Annotated in this window: 18 protein-coding genes and 1 pseudogene; 13 read left to right on the forward strand and 6 right to left on the reverse strand. The window is 69.0% G+C overall.

Annotation, left to right across the window (positions count from 1 at the left end):
* The first annotated feature begins 502 nt into the window (after nucleotides 1-502).
* Nucleotides 503-3,268: a magnesium-translocating P-type ATPase gene (gene mgtA, locus AC0KUR_RS15205; RefSeq protein ID WP_082744629.1), complete on the forward strand. Its 2,766-nt coding sequence runs from the start codon at nucleotides 503-505 to the stop codon at nucleotides 3,266-3,268.
* Nucleotides 3,269-3,365: 97 nt separating this feature from the next.
* Nucleotides 3,366-4,109 (forward strand): transporter, encoded by a 744-nt coding sequence (locus AC0KUR_RS15210; protein WP_473376120.1) that lies wholly within the window; start codon nucleotides 3,366-3,368, stop codon nucleotides 4,107-4,109.
* A 68-nt stretch (nucleotides 4,110-4,177) separates the two neighbouring features.
* Here the strand turns inward: AC0KUR_RS15210 and AC0KUR_RS15215 are convergent, their stop codons facing one another.
* Both AC0KUR_RS15215 and AC0KUR_RS15220 read right to left on the reverse strand, forming a co-directional pair.
* Nucleotides 4,178-4,462, reverse strand: coding sequence for a hypothetical protein (locus AC0KUR_RS15215; protein WP_034187995.1), 285 nt, complete (start codon nucleotides 4,460-4,462; stop codon nucleotides 4,178-4,180).
* 73 nt (nucleotides 4,463-4,535) lie between these two features.
* Complete coding sequence (locus tag AC0KUR_RS15220) at nucleotides 4,536-5,411, reverse strand: LysR family transcriptional regulator (protein ID WP_049031348.1); 876 nt, start codon at nucleotides 5,409-5,411, stop codon at nucleotides 4,536-4,538.
* 51 nt (nucleotides 5,412-5,462) lie between these two features.
* Here AC0KUR_RS15220 and AC0KUR_RS15225 point away from each other — a divergent pair, with 51 nt between their 5' ends.
* From AC0KUR_RS15225 to AC0KUR_RS15250, 6 genes are all read left to right on the forward strand, one after another.
* Complete coding sequence (locus AC0KUR_RS15225; protein ID WP_226193970.1) at nucleotides 5,463-5,741, forward strand: hypothetical protein; 279 nt, start codon at nucleotides 5,463-5,465, stop codon at nucleotides 5,739-5,741.
* A gap of 183 nt (nucleotides 5,742-5,924) precedes the next feature.
* Nucleotides 5,925-7,007, forward strand: a complete 1,083-nt coding sequence (locus tag AC0KUR_RS15230; RefSeq protein WP_059556646.1) for a serine hydrolase — start codon at nucleotides 5,925-5,927, stop codon at nucleotides 7,005-7,007.
* 44 nt (nucleotides 7,008-7,051) lie between these two features.
* On the forward strand, nucleotides 7,052-7,285 hold the full coding sequence (locus AC0KUR_RS15235; RefSeq protein WP_034187913.1) for a DUF7661 family protein: 234 nt from the start codon (nucleotides 7,052-7,054) through the stop codon (nucleotides 7,283-7,285).
* An 84-nt stretch (nucleotides 7,286-7,369) separates the two neighbouring features.
* A complete protein-coding gene (locus tag AC0KUR_RS15240) occupies nucleotides 7,370-7,813 on the forward strand; it encodes a MarR family winged helix-turn-helix transcriptional regulator (protein ID WP_034187914.1) in 444 nt (147 codons plus the stop codon).
* 68 nt (nucleotides 7,814-7,881) lie between these two features.
* Nucleotides 7,882-8,445 carry an isochorismatase family protein gene (locus tag AC0KUR_RS15245; RefSeq protein ID WP_069704652.1) on the forward strand — a complete coding sequence of 188 codons (564 nt, stop codon included), beginning with the start codon at nucleotides 7,882-7,884 and terminating at the stop codon, nucleotides 8,443-8,445.
* Nucleotides 8,442-9,896, forward strand: a complete 1,455-nt coding sequence (locus AC0KUR_RS15250) for a DHA2 family efflux MFS transporter permease subunit (RefSeq protein ID WP_034187916.1) — start codon at nucleotides 8,442-8,444, stop codon at nucleotides 9,894-9,896. The genes AC0KUR_RS15245 and AC0KUR_RS15250 overlap by 4 nt, the downstream gene beginning before the upstream one ends.
* 36 nt (nucleotides 9,897-9,932) lie before the next feature.
* Here the strand turns inward: AC0KUR_RS15250 and AC0KUR_RS15255 are convergent, their stop codons facing one another.
* Nucleotides 9,933-10,586, reverse strand: a complete 654-nt coding sequence (locus tag AC0KUR_RS15255) for a LysE family translocator (RefSeq protein WP_082744623.1) — start codon at nucleotides 10,584-10,586, stop codon at nucleotides 9,933-9,935.
* A gap of 42 nt (nucleotides 10,587-10,628) precedes the next feature.
* Here AC0KUR_RS15255 and AC0KUR_RS15260 point away from each other — a divergent pair.
* Nucleotides 10,629-11,505, forward strand: a pseudogene (locus AC0KUR_RS15260) (LysR substrate-binding domain-containing protein).
* A 12-nt stretch (nucleotides 11,506-11,517) separates the two neighbouring features.
* On the opposite strand, the gene AC0KUR_RS15265 reads toward AC0KUR_RS15260, so the two are convergent.
* Entirely contained in the window at nucleotides 11,518-13,239 is a 1,722-nt protein-coding gene (locus AC0KUR_RS15265) for a SulP family inorganic anion transporter (protein WP_473376121.1), read from the reverse strand.
* Between the two features lie 496 nt (nucleotides 13,240-13,735).
* On the opposite strand from AC0KUR_RS15265, the gene AC0KUR_RS15270 reads away from it, so the two are divergent.
* Nucleotides 13,736-14,947, forward strand: a complete 1,212-nt coding sequence (locus tag AC0KUR_RS15270) for a mechanosensitive ion channel family protein (RefSeq protein ID WP_059556651.1) — start codon at nucleotides 13,736-13,738, stop codon at nucleotides 14,945-14,947.
* A 48-nt stretch (nucleotides 14,948-14,995) separates the two neighbouring features.
* On the opposite strand, the gene AC0KUR_RS15275 is transcribed toward AC0KUR_RS15270, so the two are convergent.
* On the reverse strand, nucleotides 14,996-16,417 hold the full coding sequence (locus AC0KUR_RS15275) for an aminotransferase-like domain-containing protein (protein ID WP_034187921.1): 1,422 nt from the start codon (nucleotides 16,415-16,417) through the stop codon (nucleotides 14,996-14,998).
* A gap of 155 nt (nucleotides 16,418-16,572) precedes the next feature.
* Here AC0KUR_RS15275 and AC0KUR_RS15280 point away from each other — a divergent pair, with 155 nt between their 5' ends.
* Complete coding sequence (locus AC0KUR_RS15280; RefSeq protein ID WP_226227415.1) at nucleotides 16,573-18,897, forward strand: FdhF/YdeP family oxidoreductase; 2,325 nt, start codon at nucleotides 16,573-16,575, stop codon at nucleotides 18,895-18,897.
* Nucleotides 18,898-18,909: 12 nt separating this feature from the next.
* Nucleotides 18,910-19,830, forward strand: a complete 921-nt coding sequence (locus AC0KUR_RS15285) for a bestrophin family protein (RefSeq protein WP_059556653.1) — start codon at nucleotides 18,910-18,912, stop codon at nucleotides 19,828-19,830.
* Between the two features lie 5 nt (nucleotides 19,831-19,835).
* Here the strand turns inward: AC0KUR_RS15285 and AC0KUR_RS15290 are convergent, their stop codons facing one another.
* A complete protein-coding gene (locus tag AC0KUR_RS15290; protein WP_473376122.1) occupies nucleotides 19,836-21,866 on the reverse strand; it encodes an FUSC family protein in 2,031 nt (676 codons plus the stop codon).
* Between the two features lie 146 nt (nucleotides 21,867-22,012).
* On the opposite strand from AC0KUR_RS15290, the gene AC0KUR_RS15295 reads away from it, so the two are divergent.
* A complete protein-coding gene (locus tag AC0KUR_RS15295) occupies nucleotides 22,013-22,915 on the forward strand; it encodes a LysR family transcriptional regulator (protein WP_069704645.1) in 903 nt (300 codons plus the stop codon).
* The last annotated feature ends 196 nt before the right edge of the window (nucleotides 22,916-23,111 follow it).

Here is a 23,111-nt window from a genome sequence, read left to right on the forward strand (position 1 = left end):
TAGTTGGTGCTCGACCAACTTGACTGCTGCCTGAGGAAAACGCGCAGAGCCTCGTCTTCTGCCGCATCCCGGGAAGCAGGATGCGGCGTCCTTCCGGCCTGACTACCGGCCCGATCTCCCGCCGAATTTTTCGATATCGTCGAATGCACGCGACGCGCCATTGCGCGCGTGCGTTCACGTTGCGCGCGGCGCCAGCCGCGCGCGCTCTCCGTTCGCGTGCCGTCCGGCCGCGCGCCTCGTTGCGCGCGTCTCCGCCGATCGCCCGTGCCGATTATCCGCAACCGACAGGAGTGCAGATGAACTCAGACGACAGTAGTCGATTACCGCTCGCCGGTGCGACGCCGCGCATCGACACGCCGACCGCTTCACGCGCGCCGGCGAGCGTTCCCGCCTTTTCCGATCCACAGCCGATCGCGCCTGACGCGACGCGGCGGGGAGCGCTCGTGCGTCGATAACGTCACGGTCGCTCCCCGCCCGCCGCCTCGTGCGCAAGGAGCGACTCATGACAACACGACACAACCCATCGCAGAAGAAACAGCGCGGCTTCATCAAGAGCGGCGCCGGCCAGCAGAACGCGCCGCGCATCATGCGCGCGGCACAGGAAGCGGCCCGCCCGCTCGAGGACACGCTGAAGACGCTGCACACCAGCACGCGCGGCCTCACCTACGACCAGGCCGCCGACCGCCTGCAGCACTACGGCCCGAACGAGATCGCGCACGACAAGCCGCCGCACTGGACCCGCCAGTTGCTGCTCTCGTTCCACAATCCGTTCGTCTACGTGCTGCTGGTGCTCGCCACCATCAGCTTCTTCACCGACGTCTACTTCGCGGCGCCCGACGATCGCGACTATGTCGGCATGACGATCCTGCTGACGATGGTCACGATCAGCGCGCTGCTGCGCTTCGTGCAGGAATTCCGTTCGTTGCGCGCGGCCGAGAAGCTCAAGGCGATGGTCCGCACGACGGCCACCGTGCAGCGCGCGATGACCGACACGTCCGAGCCGACCCGGCGCGAGGTGCCGATGCGCGAGGTCGTGACCGGCGACATCGTGCACCTGTCGGCCGGCGACATGATCCCCGCCGACGTCCGCCTGCTCGCATCGCGCGACCTGTTCATCAGCCAGGCCGTACTGACCGGCGAAGCGCTGCCCGTCGAGAAGTACGACACGCTCGGCGCGGTGGCCGGCAAGTCCGCGGGTACACCGGCCGCCGGCTCGGCGCCCGACGCGTCGGCGTCGCTGCTCGATCTCGAGAACGTCTGCTTCATGGGCACCAACGTCGTCAGCGGCACGGCGACGGCCGTCGTCGTCGCGACCGGAGAAGACACGTACTTCGGCTCGCTCGCGCGCAACGTCGTGAGCCACAAGCGCATCGAGACGAGCTTCGACCGCGGCGTCGCGAGCGTGAGCTGGCTGCTGATCAAGTTCATGTTCGTGATGGTGCCGATCGTGTTCATGATCAACGGGCTGACCAAGGGCGACTGGCTGAGCGCGCTCACGTTCGCGCTCGCCGTGGCCGTCGGCCTGACGCCCGAGATGCTGCCAATGATCGTCAGTGCGAACCTCGCGCGCGGCGCGGTGGCGATGGCACGCCGCAAGGTCGTGGTCAAGCGGCTGAATTCGGTGCAGAACTTCGGCGCGATGGACGTGCTGTGCACCGACAAGACCGGCACGCTCACGCAGGACAAGATCATCCTCGAACATCACCTCGACCTGTCCGGTCACAAGAACGAGGAAATCCTGCGGCTCGGCTGGCTGAACAGCTTTCACCAGAGCGGCCAGAAGAACCTGATCGACATCGCGGTCGTCGCGCGTGCCGACGAGATCGGCGAACGCGTGAAGCCGCAGGGCTACAAGAAGATCGACGAGCTGCCGTTCGACTTCGTGCGGCGCCGCCTGTCGGTCGTCGTCGAGGACCGGCACGGCACGCACCTGCTGATCTGCAAGGGTGCGGTCGAGGAAATGCTCGCCGTGTCGACCCACGTGCAGGACGAAGACGGCGTACGCCCGCTCGACTTCGTCGCGCGCAAGCGGCTGCTCGAACAGGCGACCGCCTACAACGAGGACGGCTTCCGCGTGCTCGTGCTCGCGACGCGTACGATTGCACGCGGCGACGAGCGCGCGCAGTATCGCACCGCCGACGAACACGATCTCGTCGTGCGCGGCTTCCTGACCTTCCTCGATCCGCCGAAGGAATCGGCCGCGCCGGCCCTCGCCGCGCTGCGCGAAAACGGCGTCGCGGTGAAGGTGCTGACGGGCGACAACCCGACCGTCACGATGAAGGTGTGCCGCCAGGTCGGCCTCGAACCCGGCAAGCCGATGCTCGGCACGGAAATCGAAGCGCTCGACGACGCGACGCTCGCGCAGGTCGTCGAACGCACGACCGTGTTCGCGAAGCTCACGCCGCTGCAGAAGGCGCGCATCGTCAAGGCGTTGCAGGCGAACGGCCACACGGTCGGCTTCCTTGGCGACGGCATCAACGATGCGCCCGCGCTGCGCGACGCCGACGTCGGCATCTCGGTCGACAGCGGCGCCGACATCGCGAAGGAAACCGCCGACATCATCCTGCTCGAAAAGAGCCTGATGGTGCTCGAGGAAGGCGTGATCAAGGGCCGCGAGACGTTCGGCAACATCCTGAAGTACCTGAACATGACCGCCAGCTCGAACTTCGGCAACGTGTTCTCGGTGCTCGTCGCCAGCGCGTTCCTGCCGTGGGAGCCGATGCTCGCGACCCAGCTGCTCGTGCTGAACCTGATCTACGACACGTCGCAGATGCTGCTGCCGTGGGACCGGATGGATCCCGAGTTTCTGAAGAAGCCGCGCAAGTGGGAAGCCGGCAACATCAGCCGCTTCATGCTGTGGGTCGGGCCGACGTCGTCGGTATTCGACATCACGACGTACGTCCTGATGTGGACCGTGTTCGGCGCGGGCGCGCTGTATCACCTGAACGGCGGCACGGGCGGCCAGGTCGTGATGAACTCCGGCTGGTTCATCGAGAGCCTCGTGTCGCAAACGCTCGTCGTGCACCTGCTGCGCACGCAGAAGATCCCGTTCCTGCAGAGCACGGCGTCGCTGCCGGTGCTGCTGTCGACCTTCACCGCGATCGCGATCGGCTGCTGGCTGCCGTTCTCGCCGTTCGCGGAAGCGATCGGCTTCATGCACCTGCCGGGCACCTACTGGCTGTGGCTCGCCGCGACGATGATCGGCTACATCCTGCTCGCGCAGATCGTCAAGACGATCTACGTGCGCCGCTACAAGCAGTGGTTCTGATCCGTTCAGGATCGGTACCGGTTCCGTCCGGATAACGACGTGCCGGCCCGCGCCACGCCGCGGGCCGGCACACTCACGACGCTCCACGGGTAATGTGATGAAAAGAATCCTTCCGCTCGCCGCCGCGAGCGCCCTTCTTGCGCCCCTCGAAGCCCATGCCGCCCATCCGCTCGTCAGCGACGACACGAGCACGCAGGGCAACGCGAACTGGCAGGTCGAGTTCAACGGCGAGGAAACCTCGAAACAGGAAGACAGCGGCCGCCACCAGTTGTGGAACGCGACGCTCACGCGCGGGTTCGGCGAACACGCCGACGTGTACGTCAACGCGCCGTACACGCATCTGCAAACGCGCACCGACGAGAACGGCGCCGGCATCGGCGATGTCGAAATCGGCATGAAATGGCGCTTCTTCGAACGCGGGCCGCTGTCGCTCGCGCTGAAGCCGAAAGTGACGATGCCGACCGGCAACGACAGCCGCGGGCTCGGCACGGGCCGCGTCGGCACCGGTGCGACGTTGCTCGCGCAGGCCGACGTCGCACGTGTCTCGCTGCTCGCGAACGCGGGCATCGCGTACCAGCCGAATCGCCAGGGCGACCTGACGTCGGCCTGGGCCGTGTCGGCCGCCGCGATCTACAAGGCGACCGACCGGCTGCAACTCGTGGCCGACATCGGCACGTCGCGCAACACGGAAACCACCGCCGGCGCGAATCCGGCATTCGTGCTCGCGGGCGCGATCTATTCGCCGACGCGCTGGCTCGATCTCGACATCGGCTACCGGCGCGGGCTGAACGATCAGACCTATCGTCATTCGGTGATGGGCGGCGTGACGGCGCGCTGGTAATAGGCGGCATGGCGCCGCGCACGCGCGGGCCGCCATTCGACGGGCCGCATCGGCGGCCCGTTCTTCATTCACGGGCCGTCGTTTGCGCCGAACAGTTGCGCGCACACCGCGCGCCCTTCGTCGGTCAGCGCGGCGCCACCGGTGCCGTCCTCGTTCAACGTCGTGGCGCTCAGGCCCGCGGCGTCGAGCTGCGTCAGCACGCGGCGCAGCGTACTCATCGGCAGTTGCGTGCGCTTCGCGATCTTCGGCAGCGACCACGTCTTGCCGGCCGGATCGCTCGCGGCCTCGTGCAGCGTCGCGAGCGTCGCAACGAGCGCGGGATCGAGCGGGGATTCGTCGGATTCTGAAGTCATCGGTTCGGGTGCGTCGGCCGGCGCCGGGCCGGCCTTCATTCAGGAAAGGCGATCGCGGATACTATACGCCGCGTCACGCGCCCTTGAGCGCGGTGCGCATGAACGACACGAAACGCGTGGTGACGGGATCGTCGCGATCCGACAACCATGCGAGCCCCACGCGCCACTTCGCGTCCCGGCCGTCGAGCGGTATCACCGTCGCATCGCGCAGCAGATATCGCGCGCTCGACGGGATGAACGCGACGCCGACGCCGGCCGCGACCGACGTCAGCACCGACTGCACGTCCTCCGCCTGCTGCATCACGTGCGGCACGAAGCGGCGCTCGACGCACCACCGGTCGATCTGGGCGGCCAGCCCGGGGCCGCGCGCACGCTGCAGCGCGATGAAGCCGATCTCGTTGAGCACGTCGAGGTCGGCCGGCACGCGTTTGAAGCCGAGATGCGGCGGCACCGCGAGCGCGAGCGCTTCGTCGACCACCTTGAACGACGACAATCCTTCGTCGGACGGCAAACGCAGAAACCCGACGTCGAGCTTGCCCGCGCGCAGCCGGCGCGTCTGCTCGGACGACGACAGGTCGCTCAGCGTGACGGCAATGCCCGGATTGCGCCGCCGGAACTCGGCGATGAGCTTCGGCACGAGCATCAGCACCGACAGGCAGATACCGAGCCGCAGATGCCCGCGCTGCCCGCTGGTCGCTTCCCTCGCGCGCGCAAGGATCTCGTCGGCGTCTCGCACGAGCGCCTGCGCATCGGGCAGGAAGCGTTCGCCGAACGGCGTCAGCTCCGCGCCGTGCCGGCCGCGCTCGAACAGCTTGCCGCCCAGGCTCGCCTCGAGCGCGCCGATCTGCTTGCTCAGCGCCGGCTGGCTCATGTGCAGCGCATCGGCCGCGCGGCTGAAATGGCACAGCTCGGTCACCGTCAGGAACGTGCGCAGCAGTTTCAGTTCCATTCTTGAAAGGAATCGGATCGATTGAAATATTCATTTTACTGATTGAACGCGGTGACGTTCAATACGGACATGCCCTTCCCGGAATTCACCGTCATGTCTTTCGATCAAGCCGTTGATTGTGTGGCCGAGCCGTCATGCGACGGTGCGGACGCAAACGAACACGCTGCCGCAACCGATGCGCGCGCACCGAAACGTCGTGCCGAACGCGCCGACGGCCGCACCCGGCGTTTCCGCTTCGGCGATGCGATCGAAGACCCGCCGCCGCGCACCATGACGGGCTCGATCGCGATCAGTTTCGCGGTCGTGTCGCGACGGAACTGGCCGCGCTGAACGGCTTTCACCCCGCGCGCAGCGCCGACGGGCGGCACGAAAACGATCGGAATCCGCCCACATCACGCGTCATTGCGACTCGTCCCCTCTCATCGCCACGCGATCGACCGTATAATTTCCCGCAACCGCCGACCGCCCACGCATTCCGCGCAGCCGCATTGCGCGTGAAAAGGAGACTTTCGCTTGACCGGCCTCATCGCGCGCCTGCCTCGCGCTCGGACCTCCCTGATCCTCGCCCTCTCGTTCCTGCTGCTCGCGTTCGCCGCGAAGGCGTCCGCGCAGCACGTGCAGCCGCATCGCACCGCACACGCCCAGGCGCACGCGCACTCGAAGGCCGTCAAGAAGAAGCCTCACCGCACGAAAAAGGCCGTCAAGCACCGTCGCCCGCGCGTCAAGCATCAAGCCGTCAAGCGTCACGCCGCACCCGCGCCGCAACAGCGGCGAGCGCAGCGCACGACCGCGGTGCGGCCGCGCCCGGCCGCGAAACCCAGGCTGCTCGCCAGTTGCGGCTACACGCCGCGCGCGGTCAGGGCGCTGCATTCACGCGCGGCCTACGTGCTCGACGTCGACTCCGGCACACCGCTGCTGGCTCGCAACGCGCGCGCCGTGCGGCCGATCGCGTCGATCTCGAAGCTGATGACGGCCGTCGTCGCGCGTGACGCCGATCGCCCGCTGAACGGCGTGCTGCGCGTCACCGCGCACGATCGCGACACGATCAAGTTCACCGGCTCGCGCCTGCAGGTCGGCTCGGCACTGTCGCGCCGCGACATGTTCCATATCGCGCTGATGTCGTCGGAGAACCGCGCGGCCGCCGCGCTGAGCCGCGACTATCCGGGCGGGCGCGCCGCGTTCGTCAACGCGATGAACCGCGAAGCGCGCCGGCTCGGCATGCGCCATACGCACTTCCGCGAGCCGACCGGGTTGTCGCCGCACAACGTGTCGACGGCGGAAGATCTCGCTCGGCTCGTCGGCGCGGCCGCACGGGATCCGCTGATCCGCTATTTCTCGACGGACACGTCGACCACCGTGCGCCCGGGCGACGGCGAACTCGTGTACGTGAATTCCGACCCGCTCGTCCGCTACCGCCGCCTGCCGATCCGGCTGCAGAAAACCGGCTTCATCAACGAATCCGGGCACGGGGTCGTGATGCGCATGCGCGTGAAGGGGCGCCGCGAAACGGTCGTGCTGCTCGGCGCGCCGACGCGGGCCGGCGTCTCGAGCGACGCGCTCAAGATCCACCGCTGGCTGTCCTGCTCGATCCAGTAAGCGTGCACGGGCAGCCGGCACGTTCAACCGACGGGAGCGACGCCATGCAGGACGAATACCGCTTCAACGCCTTCGGACGGCTGCTCGCCGTCGTACGCAAGAACGACTGCTGGGCCGTGTTCGATCTCGGCGCCGAAGGCAAGCGGCGCCCCGCCGGCCTGCATGTCCCGTCCGCCCTCGGCGCGGACGAACTCGCGCAATACCTCGGCGACCTGCTGCACGAGAGCGCGACCCCGAAATACAACGAAGTCGTCCCGATCGCGCCGCGCGACGCGTAATCGCGCGCGGGGCGCGCAGTCGTCTCGCGGATAATTCAACAGTTAAACTTGCAAGTTTTCCTGTCGTATTCTAAGATTCGCCGCATGAACCCGCCACGCAAACCCGGCGCTTCCGCCGAAACCGTCGCCGCCGACCTGACCCTCGCGGTCGGCCAGCTCATCCGCCGTCTGCGCTCCGGGATCGAATCCGATGGGCTCGGCATGTCCCAGACGAGCGCGCTCGCGCGGCTCGAACGGCACGGGCCGATGACGACCGCCGATCTCGCGCGCGCCGAGGCGATGAAGCCGCAGTCGATGAAGGCGATTCTCGCGAGCCTGGAGGAAGACGCGCTCGTCGAGCGCGAACCGCATCCGACCGACGGCCGCCAGATCCTGTTCAAGCTGACCGCGGCCGGCCTCGACGCCCGGCGCAAGCGCAACGCCGCGAAACACAAGTGGCTCGGCGCCGCGATCGAGAAGCTCGAGCCCGCGGACATCGACACGCTCGCCGCCGCGATCCCGCTGATCCGCCGCCTCGGCGAGCAATGAATCCCGCCGGCGCGCCGCGCGGCATCCGCGCGTCCGGCGTTCCCCGCCCTTTCCCACGGAGCCCCATCATGAGCGCAACCCGCCTCGACACGAACACGGCACTGGTCGTCATCGACCTGCAGAAAGGCATCGTCGCCCTGCCCACGGCCCACCCGGTCGCCCCGGTGATCGCACACGCGCGCACGCTGCTCGACGCATTCCGCAGCCGCGGCCTGCCGGTCGTGCTCGTCAACGTCGCCGGCGGTGCGCCGGGACGCACGCAGCAGCCGGCGCGGCGGGACGCGCTGCCCGCCGACTGGACCGAACTCGTGCCCGAACTGAACCGGCAACCCGGCGACCATGTCGTGACGAAGAAGACCTGGGGCGCATTCACCGGCACGGATCTCGACGCGCACCTGAAGGCCGCCGGTGTCACGCAGATCGTGCTGACCGGCGTCGCGACGAGCATCGGCGTCGAATCGACCGCGCGGCAGGCCCACGAACTCGGCTACAACGTGACGCTCGCGGTCGATGCGATGACCGACCTCAACGCGGACGCGCACGTGAACAGCATCGAGCGCCTGTTCCCGCGCCTCGGCGAGACCGGCACGACGCAGGACATCGTCGCGCTGCTCGACCGGCGCGGCGCGTGAGCGACGAACGCGCGCAGCCGGCGCCGGGCCTCGCGGCGGGCCGGCTCGATCCGTCGATCTGGAAGGTCAGCGCGGTCGCGACGCTCGGTTCGCTGCTGTCGCAGCTCGATGCGACGATCGTCAACGTGTCGCTGTCGAACCTCGCGACCGATCTGCATGCCGGCCTGTCGACGATCCAGTGGGTGACGAGCGGCTACCTGCTCGCGCTGACGCTGGTGCTGCCGCTGAACGGCTGGCTCGTCGACCGCATCGGCGCGAAAGCGCTGTACCTGTGGTGTTTCTCGGCGTTCACGCTCACGTCGGCGCTGTGCGGGCTCGCGTGGTCCGCGCCGTCGCTGATCGCGTTCCGCGTGCTGCAAGGCGTCAGCGGCGGGCTGCTCGCGCCGATGGCGCAGATGATGATCGCGCGCGTCGCCGGGCAGCAGATGGCGCGCGTGATCGGCTACGCGGCGGTGCCCGTGCTGCTTGCGCCGATCCTCGGGCCGGTCGTGGCCGGCGCGATCCTGCAGCACGCGTCGTGGCGCTGGCTGTTTCTCGTGAACCTGCCCGTCGGCGTGCTCGCACTCGCCCTGGCCGTGCGATTCCTGCCGGGCGACCACGACGATGTCCAGCCGCGCGCACTCGACTGGATCGGCCTCGCGTTGCTGTCGCCGGGCCTCGTGCTGTTCCTGTACGGCGCCGAACGAATCGGCTCGGCACCCGGCATCGCCGCGCTCGCGTGCTCGGCGCTGCTGCTCGCCGCGTTCCTGCGCTTCGAGCGCCGCCAGGGCGAGCACGCGCTGATCGATCTCGCGCTGTTTCGCTCGCGCGTGTTCGGCGCGGCGGCCGGCACGCAATTCCTGTCGAACGGCGCGATGTACGCGGGCCAGATGCTGATTCCCGTGTTTCTGATCCAGGCGTGCGGCCGCTCGCCGGGCGAGATGGGGTGGCTGCTCGCGCCGCTCGGGCTCGGCATGCTCGTCACCTATCCGTCGATGGGCGCGCTGACGGGCCGGTTCGGCGTGCGCCGGCTGGCCGCCGCCGGCGCGTTGCTCGCGCTGGCGGCGACGCTGCCGTTCGTGTTTCTCGCGCTGACCGGCTACGATCCGCTGGTGCTCGTGCCCGCGCTGTTCCTGCGCGGCATGGGCCAGAGCGCGATCGGCGCGCCGTCGATCTCGGCCGCGTATGCATCGGTCGAACGCCGCAACCTGCCGATGGCGACCACCTCGCTCAATATCGTGCAGCGCCTCGGCGGCCCGACGTTCACGACGATCTGCACGCTGTTCCTCGCGTGGCGACTGCAGGCCGAATCGATGTCGCCCGGTGGCACGCCGGCCGTCGCGTATGCATGGGCGTTTGGCCTGCTGTGCGCGCTGCATGCGGCGAGCTTCGTCACGACGCTGCGGCTGCCGTTGAGGTCGAGCGCTGCCGGGGGCCAGCCTGCCGGCGCCGCGCGGGCCGGCTCGCGCTGAACCCGGGGCGCGTCGCGCGACAGGCGCGGCGGCCCGCTACGGCAGCCACATCGGAACGATCGACATCACGAGCAGCAGCCCCAGTCCCGCATTCAGGCAACGCCACTGCCGCTCGGTGCGCAACACGCGTGCGAACAGCAGCCCGGCGAAACACCATAACGACAACGACGCCATCGCGGCCACGCCGAATGCCAGCCCGAGCAGCACGCCAAGCCGGGCCGGGCCGGACGCGAGCGCGGCAAACGACGCGGCCGCGCCGAGCGTCATCGCCCAGCCTTTCGGGTTGTGCCACAGCATCCACACCCCGCTGACGAACCCTTGCGGCCGGTGCACGGCGGCGTCGAGCCGCGGCTTGCCGCCGCGCCCGATGCGGACGGCCAGCCACACGAGGTACAGCGAACCGGCTGCTTTCATCGCAAGCTGCAACGTCGGCAGCGCGAGCAGCACACTGCCGAGCCCGGCCGCCGCCGCGGCCGCCATCGACGCCAGGCCGGCCGCGATCCCGGCCATCAGCGGCAGCGATCGCCGGTAGCCGAAATGGGCGCCCGACGCGGTCGCGAGCGTCGTCGCGCCGCCTGGCGTCACGGTGGACACGATCACGAACAGCATCAGCGGCAGGTAGTCGTGAAGCGGCACGGCGGCTCCCGGTTGTCGTCGTCGAAGCCCCGTTTTTACCCGCGATCCCTCCATTACGAAAGCGAAAGCTTTTTATGCCTGCCATTAGCATTCATAATGCGACGCATGGCACGCAATCTCGACATCGCGCTGTTGCGCGCATTCGTCTCGGTCGCCGATCATCGCAGCATGACGGCGGCCGGCCACGCGCTGCACCTGACGCAAGGCGCGATCAGCCAGCAGGTCGCGCGGCTCGAGGCGCTGTCCGGCCCGTTGTTCGTCCGCGAGCATCGCAACCTGCTGCTCACGGCGGCCGGCGAGCGGCTGCTCGAACAGGCGCGCCGGCTGCTCGCCGTACACGATGCGCTGCTCACCGACATGACGACGGGCGCCGTGGAAGGCGCGGTCCGTCTCGGTGCGCCGCAGGACCTGGTCGGCACCTGTCTCGCGCCGATCCTGAAAAACTATGCACAGGCGCATCCGCAGGTCGCGCTCACGCTCGTGTGCGCGGCGTCGCCGGAACTGCGCCGGGGGGCTCACGCGGGGCGACCTCGACGTCGCGCTGATCGAGGCGCCGGTCGGGTCGTCGCGCGGCGAGTGCATTGCCGTCGACCGGCTGGTCTGGGTCGGCGCGAAAGGCGGCACCGCGCACCGCAACACGCCGCTGCCGGTGTCGATGGTCGCGCAGACCTGCGCGTTCCGTCCGACCGTGCTCGACGCGCTGCGCGGCTGCGATCGCGCCTGGCGCACCGTGTTCGAGAACGGCAGCTTCGATGCCACGGCCGCGACCGTGCGCTCCGATCTCGCCGTGACCGTCTGGCTCGCGTCCACCGTCCCGACCGACCTCGATATCCTGCCGGCCGGCAGCGGCCTGCCCGCGCTGCCGAACTTCTCGATCGACCTGCATGTGCCGCGCGGCCAGCGCACCCCGGCCGCGACGGAACTGGCCCGCTATCTGCGCAACGGGTTCGCGCGCTTGCGCGCGGCCGCCTAGCGCCCGTTCGCGCTACACCGTGCCCGGCTCCTGCGGCGCCGGCGGCGTCGTGCCCGCCGCCTCCAGCGCCTGATGCAGCGTCGCGAAGATGCACGATGCGCCGACGACGTCGGTGATCCCGTGGCGATCCATGTCCGCGCGCAGGTAGCGGTTCACCCGCCCGAACAGCACGCCGATCCCGCGCGCGTGCAACGTCTTGACGAGATCGGTCAGCGTGCGCGCGGCCGAATAGTCGACATCGGTGATCGCCCCCGCATCGATCACGAACCAGCGCGGCGGCACCGGCGCCGTGTCGACGAGTTCGATGATTTCGCCGGCGAACAGATGGTCGTTCGCGAAGAACAGGTCGGAACCGAACCGGTAGACGATCAGCCCCGGCGCCGTCATCGCACCGCGCCGCGTGGGCACCGGCAGCCAGCGCCCGTTGCCCGCGACAGGCTCGAGCACCATCGTATGCGGCTGGTAGCTGTGGCGCACGTGCCGCATCAGCGACAGCGCGACGGCCAGCAGGATGCCGTGTTCGACACCGACGGTCACGACGGCCGTGGCCGTCACGAGCGCGAGCGTGAATTCTCCGGGGCTTTCCTGGCGGATCGCCGCGAGGCTGCGCACGTTGATCAGCCCGAGCGCGATCGTGAACACGATGCCGGCCAGCACCGCATGCGGGAGGTACTGCAGGAACGTGCTGAAGAACAGCAGCACGACGGCCACCACGGCGGCGAATGCGAGATGGCCGATCTGGCTGCGCACGCCCGCGCCATCCGCCATTGCCGTCTGCGTCGGGCTGCCGTTGACGACGAACGCGCCGCCCACCGCCGCCGCCGCGTTCGCGGCCGCGAGGCCGAGGATATCGGCGTTGGTGTCGACGTCTTCGCCGTACTGCTGCGCGAACACCCGCGCGGCGGCCGCGCTCTGCGCGATGATCATCACGAAACACGAGGCGGCGACCGGCACGAGATCGAGGAACTGCTGCCACGTGACGGACGGCCAGCGCAGCGGCGGCAACCCGCCCGCGACGGGCCCGAGCACCGCAACGCCCTGCGCGGCGAAGTCGAACGCCGCGCTCGCCGCGATGCTCCCCACGACGACGATCATCGGCATCGGCACGCGCGGCGCGAACCGCTTGCACGCGAGGATCGCGACGACCACGAGCGCCGCGAGCGCGAGCGTCGGCCGGTTCGCGTGGACGAGATGCGTGACGACGTAGTCGAGTTGCGCAAGGCTGCGCGACGCCGGGTACGGCACCGACAACCCGAGCATGTCGCCGAGTATCGCGATCGACACCTGCACGCCGACGCCGGCGAGAAAGCCGACCAACACCGTGCGCGACAGGAAATCGGCGAGAAAACCGAGCTTGAAGATGCGCGCGAGCAGCAGCATCGCGCCGGTCAGCAGCGCGACCATGCCGGCCAGTGCCGCATATTCCGCGCTGCCGGCAGGTGCCATCGACGACAGCCGGCTCGCGAAGATCGTCGCGGTCGCGGAGTCGGCGGCGACGACAAGATGGCGCGACGCACCGAAGCACGCGAATGCAATGAGCGGCAGGAACACCGTGTAGAGGCCCGTGACGGCCGGCATCCCGGCGATGCGCGCGTAGCCGAGCACCTGCGGGATGTCCATCGAGGCGAGCGAGAGGCCCGCGAACACGTCGCGGATGGCGCCTGCCCGGCGGATCGGGAGCAGGCCTTTCAACAGCCGCACGCCCGACGGGCGGTTTTCGTAGGAATCTTGCATGCGTGAAATGCGTGAGGTCGAAGAAGTGGCGAGGATCGCGAAGCCGTTCGCGCATCGTGCCCCGGGCGGGCCTTGCCTGGCAAGTGCGCGAACGCGGCGCGCGGCGCTCACCGTTGACGCACCGCTCGCACGCCGGCGCGTGCGGCATGCCGGCAACACCCGCGACGCTCGCATGATTGCATGGATCGCCGACCATGCGCGTCGACGCGCGAAGGCCCGCCACGCCGGGTTCGAGCCGATCGCAGCCGTGCGTGCGAGGCATCCGGCAACAGACTCGCGCACCGGCGTGCGGTGACGCGGATTCACCGTCCGCCCTCACTTCGATGCGAAGGACACCTGCACAATGGTGAGCGTATTCGGGAGCCGTTCGACCCGCCGTCACCCCACGCGTCCGGAACCCGATGGCACAATCACGGTCCCTTTCATGTGCCCTTCACCGGGCGCGCGCCGCGTCGCGGCGCCGATTCAACGCACAAGAAGGTCCCTGTTTTCCGCCATGACACTGAACGAATCCTGGTTGACGCCGCTCGTCGGCATCCTCATTCTGCTTGCCACCGCCGGCGCGATCACCGCCGCCGTCCATTTCCTGCTGTTTCGCGTGGTCGCGCGCCTCGCGCGGCTGTCCGCCACGCGCATCGACGACGCGCTGTTCGAGTTCGGCGCCTTCAAATGGCTGAACCGCATCGTCCCGTTCGTCGTGGTCAAGCTCGGGCTCGGCGCGGTGCCCGGCATTCCGGAGCGCGTCACGCAGGTCGCCGACAAGGTGCTGTTCGCGCTGATCGTGTTCCTCGTGACGATGACCATCAGCGCGACGCTGTCCGCGCTCGAGCACACCCACCGCACGCACCAGCGCGACCAGCCGCGCCTGTCGCTGAAAGGCGCGATGCAACTCGTCAAGCTCGTGATGTTCATCACCGCCGCGCTCGTCGTGATCGGCGATGCGACCGGCAAGCAGATCGGCCTGCTGCTGTCCGGCATCGGCGCGATGTCGGCGGTGCTGATGCTGATCTTCAAGGACACGCTGCTCGGCCTCGTCGCCGGCGTGCAGCTGTCGTCGAACGACATGCTGCGGATCGGCGACTGGATCACGATGCCGTCGGCCGGTGCGGACGGCACCGTCATCGACATCACGCTGAACACCGTCAAGGTCGCGAACTTCGATCACACGATCATCACGGTGCCGACGTGGAAGCTGATCACCGAGAGCTACCAGAACTGGCGCGGGATGACCGAAGCGGGCGGCCGCCGCATCAAGCGCGCGCTGTTCGTCGACGCGACGAGCGTGCGTTTTCTATCGAACGACGAGATCGAACGGCTCGAACGCCTGACGCTGCTGAGGGATTATCTCGAGGACAAGGTCGACGCGATCGAGCAATGGAACGGCACGCTCGGCGCGGCCGGCGACTGCCCGGCGAACCGCCGCCAGCTGACGAATCTGGGCACGTTCCGCGCGTACGTCGCGAACTACCTGAAGGGTCATCCGCGCATCCGCCGCGACATGACCTGCATGGCGCGGCAGTTGCCGCTCACCGCCGAAGGCATTCCGCTCGAACTGTACTGCTTCACCGATACGACGACGTGGGTCGACTACGAGGCCATCCAGGCCGACCTGTTCGATCACCTGATCGCGGTGCTGCCGGAGTTCGGGCTGCGCGTGTACCAGCATCCGTCGGGTTTCGACATGCGGCAGATGGTCCGCGCGGCGTAAGCCGGCGCGCGGGCGCCGCGGACGGGTCGATGCGCGACGCGGCCGCGCCTATCGCGCCGCGCACTCCGATGCGAGCCGCCCGAGCACCTTCAAGGCGTCCTCGATCTGGCGCGACCACGGATAGCTGTAGTTGAGCCGGATGAAATGCCGGTAGTCGGTGCCCGCCGAGAACATGTGGCCGGGGCCGACCGTGATCCGCTGCGCGAGCGCGAGCGTGTACAGCTTCATCGCATCGACCTGCCGCGGCAGCTCGACCCACAGCACATACCCGCCCTGCGGCTGCGACAGCCGTGTGCCTTCCGGGAAGAACCGGCGCACCATCGCGCTCATCAGGCTCGCCTGCTGCGCGTACAGCTTGCGCATGCGCCGCAGGTGGAAATCGTAGCCGTCGTATTTCAGGTACTCAGCGATCGCGAGCTGCTCGATCGCGGGCGTCGCGAGCGTGTTGAGGAATTTCAGCTTCTCGACCTGGTCGCGATAGCGGCCCGGCATCGCCCAGCCGATCCGGTAACGCGGCGACAGGCTCTTCGTGAACGACGCGCAATGCAGCACGAGGCCGTCACGGTCGAACGATTTCAGCGCGCTCGGGGTCGTGTCGCCGAAATGCAGCTCGTGATACACGTCGCTCTCGATCGCCGGCACGCCGTGCTTCGCGAGCAGTTCGACGAGCGCGCGCTTGCGCGCATCGGGCATCTGGAAGCCGAGCGGATTCTGGAAATTCGGCATCACCATGCACGCGGCGATGCGCTCGCGCTCGAGGACCCGTTCGAGCGCGTCAAGATCGATGCCGTCGCCCGGGTGCGTCGCGACTTCCAGCGCGCGCATGCCCATCCGCTCGATCGCGTGCAGCATCGCGTAGAACGTCGGCGACTCCACCGCGATCGTGTCGCCCGGCTTCGCGACGGCCTGCAGGCACAGGTTGATCGCTTCGGTCGCGCCGATCGTCATCACGATCTCGCCCGGCTCGACGGCGACCCCGCGTTCCGCGTAGCGCCGCGCGATCTGGCGGATCAGTTCCTGGTTGCCCGGCGGCAGGTCGTCGATCACGCCCCAGCGCGTGCGGCGTCGCCCGATCGTCTGCGCATAGCGTGCGAGACGCTGCACCGGAAACTGCGACGCGTCGGGATACGGCGAACCGAGCGGCACCGCGTCGTCGCGCGCGATCGAGCGCAGCGTCGACAGCACGAGCCGGCTCACGTCCACCGCCGACGGCTCGGCCGTCGGCGCCGACGTATGCAGCTCGGCCTCGGCCGGCGCCGCCGCGCGTGCCCGCACGAAGTAGCCCGACTGCGGCCGGCTTTCGATCAGGCCGCGGCTTTCCAGCACGAGGTAGGCGCGCAGCACGGTCGTCACGCTGAGCTGCTGCTGCCGGCTCGCCTGCCGCACCGACGGAATCCGTTCGCCCGGCCGGTACACGCCACGCTCGATCTGCGCCTGGAGATCGTCGGCCAGTTGTTCGTAACGCTTCACGCGCCTCCCTTTCAACTTCCCTTCAACAACACAGTGGCGATCCGCACCGTGCGAATGGCCGAAACTGTACTCTTTTTTGAAGCGAACAGGTGTACACACAGCGGCACGGGTGCCGCGCGTACTCTGCACCCATCGACCCCGACACCCGCTGCACCATGAAAAAGAAATCAGCCACCGCGCGCATCGAACCGTACACTCACCCGGCCGCCGGCTGGGGTGCGCTGAAAGCCGTCACGATCAACCTGATCAAGGAAAAGGTCGCCGGCGGCAACTACCGTACGCTGCTGCGCCAGAACCAGCCGGACGGCTTCGACTGCCCCGGCTGCGCGTGGCCCGACCGCCAGCACGCATCGACGTTCGAATTCTGCGAGAACGGCGTGAAGGCGGTGGCCGCCGAGGCGACGAGCAAGCGCGTGACGCCCGAATTCTTCGCCGCGCACACGGTCACCGAGTTGCTCGAACAGTCGGATTTCGAACTCGAACAGCACGGCCGCCTCACCGACCCGATGGTGTACGACGCGCAAACCGACCGCTACGTGCCGATCGCGTGGGACGACGCGTTCGACCTGATCGCGCGCCACCTGCGCGCGCTGCCCGACCCGAACCAGGCCGCGTTCTACACGTCCGGCCGCGCGAGCAACGAAGCGGCGTTCCTGTACCAGTTGCTGGTGCGGCTGTACGGCACGAACAACTTCCCCGACTGCTCGAACATGTGCCACGAGGCGACGAGCCGCGGGCTGCCGGCCTCGGTCGGCGTCGGCAAGGGCACCGTCACGCTCGACGATTTCGAGCACGCGGACATGCTGCTGATCTTCGGCCAGAACCCCGCGACCAACCACCCCCGGATGATGGGCGAGCTGCGCGAATGCGCGAAGCGCGGCGCGACGATCGTGTCGATCAACCCGCTCAAGGAGCGCGGCCTCGAACGCTTCGCCGATCCGCAAAGCCCGATCGAGATGCTGACGATGTCGGGCACCCGGATCGCATCGACGTTCATCCAGCCGACGATCGGCGGCGATTTCGCGCTGATCAAGGGGATGGCGAAACGGGTGCTCGAACTCGACGACGCCGCGCGCGCCGCCGGTGCGCCGCGCGTCGTCGACACCGCGTTCATCGCCGAGCACACGGCCGGTTTCGACGCCTTCGCCGACGACCTGCGCAACGAAAGCTGGTCCGCGCTGACCGCCGAAAGCGGCGTGCCGTACGAGCAGATCGACAGCCTCGCGCAACGCTATGCGCGCAGCGAACGCGTGATCGCGACGTGGGGCATGGGCATCACGCAGCACAAGCATTCGGTCGCGACCGTGCAGATGCTGACGAACCTGATGCTGATGCGCGGCAACATCGGCCGCCCCGGCGCCGGCCTGTGCCCGGTGCGCGGCCACTCGAACGTGCAGGGCAACCGCACGGTCGGCATCGAGGAAAAGCCGTCGCAGGCGTTCCTCGACCGCCTCGGCCACGTGTTCGACTTCGAACCGCCGCGCCACCACGGCTACGACGTCGTCGAGACGATCGAGGGGATGCTCGAAGGCCGCGTGAAGGTGCTGATCGGCCTCGGCGGCAACTTCGCGATGGCGACGCCCGATACGCCGCGCACGTGGGAAGGCATGCGACGCTGCGACCTGTCGGTGCACATCACGACGAAGCTGAACCGCAGCCACCTGATCCACGGCCGCGACGCGCTGATCCTGCCGACGCTCGGCCGCACCGAAATCGACCTGCAGGACAACGTCGCGCAAGGCGTGACGGTCGAGGATTCGATGAGCATGGTCCACGTGTCGTACGGGATGAACAAACCGGCGTCGCCGAACCTGATGTCGGAGCCCGCGATCGTCGCGCACATCGGCCATGCGCTGTTCGGCAGCGGCAAGATCGACTGGCTCGCGTACAAGGACGATTACGCGAAGATCCGCGATGCGATCGAGGCGACGCTCGACGGCTTCTACGACTACAACACGCGCATCGCGCGGCCGGGCGGCTTCCACCTGCGCGTCGCGTCGCGCGATCGCGAGTGGCTCACGCCGACGGGCAAGGCGAACTTCATCGCGCACGCGTTGCCGACCGACACGCCGATCCAGCGCGCCCGCGCGCTGCACGGCGAACGGCTGATGACGCTGATGACGACCCGTTCGCACGACCAGTACAACACGACCGTCTACGGGCTCGACGACCGCTATCGCGGCGTGTTCGGCCAGCGCCGCGTGGTGTTCGTCAACCGCGACGATCTCGCGATGCTCGGCCTGAAGGCCGGCGAATGGGTCGACATGGAAACCGTGTGGCACGACGGGATCGAGCGGCGCGCGGACGGCTTCCTGCTCGTCGAGTACGACATCCCGCGCGGCTGCATCGGCGCGTATTACCCGGAAACCAACCCGCTCGTGCCGCTCGACAGCGTCGGCGACGTGTGCAACACGCCGACGTCGAAGTCGGTGCCCGTGCTGCTGCATCGCGCGGCCGCGCCGGCCTCGATCGCCGCCTGACGGAGCGCGACGATGATCGTTCGTCCGCGCGAGCACTGGCTGCGGATGCTGCTCGTGTGGAACGGCTCGGTGCTGCCCACCATCCTGCCGCAGCTCGTGCTGACGCTCGCGATCAGCCTCGTCGCGGTGTGGGGCGGCGGCCGCGTGCTCGGCGAGAAGGTGCCGCTGAACCCGACGCCATTCACGCTGATCGGGCTCACGCTGGCGATCTTCGCGGGGTTTCGCAATAACGCGAGCTACGAACGCTACCGCGAGGGCCGGCAACTGTGGGGCGGCGTCCTGACCGCCGCGCGCACGCTGGTCTCGCAGGCGCTCTGCTACGGTGCGGTCGACCGCGACGACGCATCGCGGCGCGCCTTCGTGCGGCAGGTCGTCGCCTTCGTCTATGCGCTCAAGCATCAACTGCGCGGCACCGATCCGGCCGCCGACCTGCGCGGGCTGCTCGACGAGGCCACTCATGCGCGTGTCGCCGGCTCCCGGTTCCGCCCGATCGTCATCGTGCACGCGCTGCGCGAAGCGTTCGCCGCACGCGCCGACGCGGGCCGCCTCGCCGATACGCGCCTGTGGATGCTCGACGCGCGCCTCGACGATCTCGTCGCGATGGTGAGCGGCTGCGAACGGATCGCGTCGACGCCGATCCCGTTTTCCTACGACGTGCTGCTGCACCGGACCATCTACGCGTACTGCGTGCTGCTGCCGTTCGGCCTCGTCGACTCGATCGGCGCGGCGACACCGTTCGTCACCGTGTTCGTCGCCTATACGCTGATCGCGCTCGACGCGATCGCGCATGCGATCGCCGAGCCGTTCGGCGACGGGCCGAACCATCTCGCGCTCGATGCGATGACGCGCCAGATCGAACGCACGCTGCTCGAACTGAACCGCGAGCCGCTGCCGGCCGAAGTGACGCCCGGCCGCGCATACCGCCTCACCTGAACCGCTCAGTCGCCGAGGCCGCGCAGGAAACGGCCGTGCTCGGCGGCTGCGTCGGCGATCCGCCGCACCAGCACGACACCGCGCAGCATCGCCTGCGCGGCATCGCCTGCGCGACCGGCCGCGCGCCGCCGCAGCACGCGCGCCGCCGCGTCGCAGGTCCGGTCGAGCCGCGCGAATTCCGCCCGCGCGACGCGGCCGCGCACCACGGCCGCCGCGCGGCGCACGGTCGGCTCGCGCGAGGCCAGTGCGGCGAGCGACAGCAGGCTGTCGCCGATTCCCCAGATCGCGAGCAGGTCGCGCATGTCGCGCTCGATCAGCGTCTGCGGCAGGCTGCCCGCGAAACCGAGTTCGCGCGCGAGACGGTCGGCCGTCCGGCTCAGCCACACGCTCTCCGACCAGGCACGCGGGTCGCGTGCGATGCCGGCCAGGTCGCGGCGCACCGCACGATGCAGCCGCCGCCGGCTCGTGCCGGGATCGCCGGGAAACACCAGCGCGAAGATCAGCGCGCCGAACGCGATGCCGAGCATGGTGGCGAGCGCGCTGTTCAGGAACGCGGCATCGCCGATGCGCGCGGTATTGTCCGGCGACGTGAAATTCCAGAAGAAGATCGCGAATGCGCTGCCCATCGCGGCCGTGCGCGGATGACGCATCGCGACGCCGTTGGCGACCAGGAACACGCCGAGGATGGTCGCGAGCATCTCGAAGCCCGACACCGCGGGCAACAGGACGAAGTTGCAGACGACGCCGGCGGCCGCCGCGCATGCCGTGCCTTTCAGGAAACCGACGGCCGCGCGCACCGAGTTCGGCCGCGTCGAGAACAGCGCGCCGACCACGGCCGTGATCGCGACGAAGCCGGCGCCCGACGGCCACGCCGTGACGATCCAGATCGCCGATGCGGCCAGCACCGCGATGAACGCGCGGATCCCGTTGTGCCACGCGAGCACCGGATCGTGGTGAAAGGCATAGCGCACGCGCGAAGGCGGCGGCTCCGGCCGGTCGAGCAGCGCCCGGCTCGCGAACGCGCGCTCGAACCCGGCGAGCAGCGCCGCCAGCCGGTCGAGCGTGAGCAGGCGCGACGTGTCCGGGCCGCGCTGCGCGGCCGCCGCCGCGTGCAGTGCGTCGTCCACGCGCGCGCGCAACGCCGCGATCGCGTGCCCCGGGGTGTCCGATGCAGCGACGCCGTCCAGCACGCGCGCGACTTCGTCGATCAGCGGATCCGGCGCGTCGCCGGCGCGCGCCGCATGCTCGCGGATCGCCTGCCCGGCGGCCTGCGCGGTGAGCACGCCCAGCGCCGCCGCGCGCAGATGGCCGATCGCGTTGCGCACCGGCGGCGCGCCGGCCGCGGCATACTCGGCCGCCGTGTCGAGTTCGAGCGCATCCGCGAACAGGCGGTGCACGGCCGCCCCGTTCGGCTCACGGCGCAGCGCGCCCGCGCCGAGCGTCACCGCGCGGTCGAGATAGCGCGCAAGCCGCGTGCGGACATCGTTCAGCGGCGCGCCCGGCGCAAACACCGTTTCGAACAGCGCGCCGCACAGGATGCCGACGACCACATACAGGAATCGCGCCACAGCGATGTCGAACGCATGCAGCGGCGCGGACACCGCATCCATCGCGATGATCGCGGCCGTATAGCCGGCGAGCACCGCCGCATATGCGCGGAAATTCCGCTGGAACGTCGCGACGCCCGCGCACAGCCCGATCCACGCGGCGAGCGCCGGCAGGAACAGCTCGGGCGTCTGCGCGAACGCACCGGTCAGCGCGAGCGCGACGGCCGCGCCGATCGCGGTGCCGAGAATCCGGTACTGGCTCTTCGACAGCCCCATCCCGCGGCTGCCCTGCGCGACGATCCACACGGTCGACGCGGCCCATTTCGGATCGTCGAGATTCATCCGGAACGCGATATAGAGTGCGAGCAACGACGCGGCGGTATTGCGCAGCGCGAACGCGAGCGCGCCGGGCGGCAACATCGGGCGCGCGTCGCGCAGCGCGGCCCGGACGGCCGCGAACAGCGGCACGCTGGGGAAAGCGAATTTCATCCGGCGAGCATACGATCGCGCGCGGGCCGCCACTACGGGGCGGCGGCGGGATGCGTTATTGCACCGGGCAGGATAATCGGTGCGGCCCGCCGCGATCCGGCGCGCGACGGTAAGATGCGCGCAGGCCGAACCCTGAAACGCCCCGTATGGACCTCGAAAGCATCCGGATATTCTTGCGCGTGGTGGAACGCGGCAGCTTCACCGCCGCCGCCACGCAACTCGACATGCCGCTCAGCCGCGTGAGCCGCAAGGTCAGGCAGCTCGAGGACGATCTCGGCGTCCAGCTGCTGTACCGCACGACGCGCCGCGTGTCCGTCACCGAAGCGGGGCGCGACTATTACGAACGCTGCCTGCGCGCCGAGGAAATCCTGCTCGACGCGGACCGCCAGGCGCGGGCGCTGCGCACCGAGCCCGAGGGCACGCTGCGCGTGCTGGTGCCCTACGCGATCGGCCTGCTGGAACTGGAGCCGGCGCTCGCCGAGTTTCGCCGGCGCTACCCGCTGGTGCAGCTCGTGCTGATCTACGACAACAGCGCGCTCGACCTCGTCGAGCACGGCTTCGACGTCGCGCTGCGCACGGGCGTGCTGACCGATTCCGGCTATGTCGCGCGCTCGCTCGGCTGGTCGCACGCGAAACTCGCGGCCAGCCCGCACTATCTCGACCGTGCCGGCCGGCCGCAGACACCACAGGACCTCGCCGATCACGACATCCTGTTCGTCGGCCGCGACACGCCCGGCCTGACGCTGCGGCTCACCAACGCGGCCGGCGACGTGGCCGATGTGCCGGTGCGGCCCGTGCTGATCTCGAACGAATCGGTCACGGTGCTGCGCCAGGCCGCGAGCGGCGGCGGCATCGCGTTGATCTCCACGCACTTCACCACGCGGCGGCTCGCGAACAACGAACTCGAAATCGTGCTGCCCGACTGGCACCGCACCGACGACGTCGAACTGCACGCGCTGTATCCGAAGCGCGCGACGCTCGACAGCAAGGTGCGCGCATTCGTCGAATTCCTGACGGAAGTCTTCACCGCGTGGCGCGCGTCGCCGTAACCGGCATCGCGCGACCGGCCATCGAGGCGGGCCGGCTGCATTATTGCGGCGCACGAAAGGAATTAATGAGCGCGCGAGCGTTGATCGCCGTTCGCCGCATCGTTAGCCTGTGCCCATGAAAAATCGCCACACACGCTACGGCAGCCACGCGAGCGCTGCCCGCCGCCGCGTCACGCGCGTCGCGCCTTCCTGACCG

The organism is Burkholderia sp. YHN3-13, from assembly GCF_055810675.1.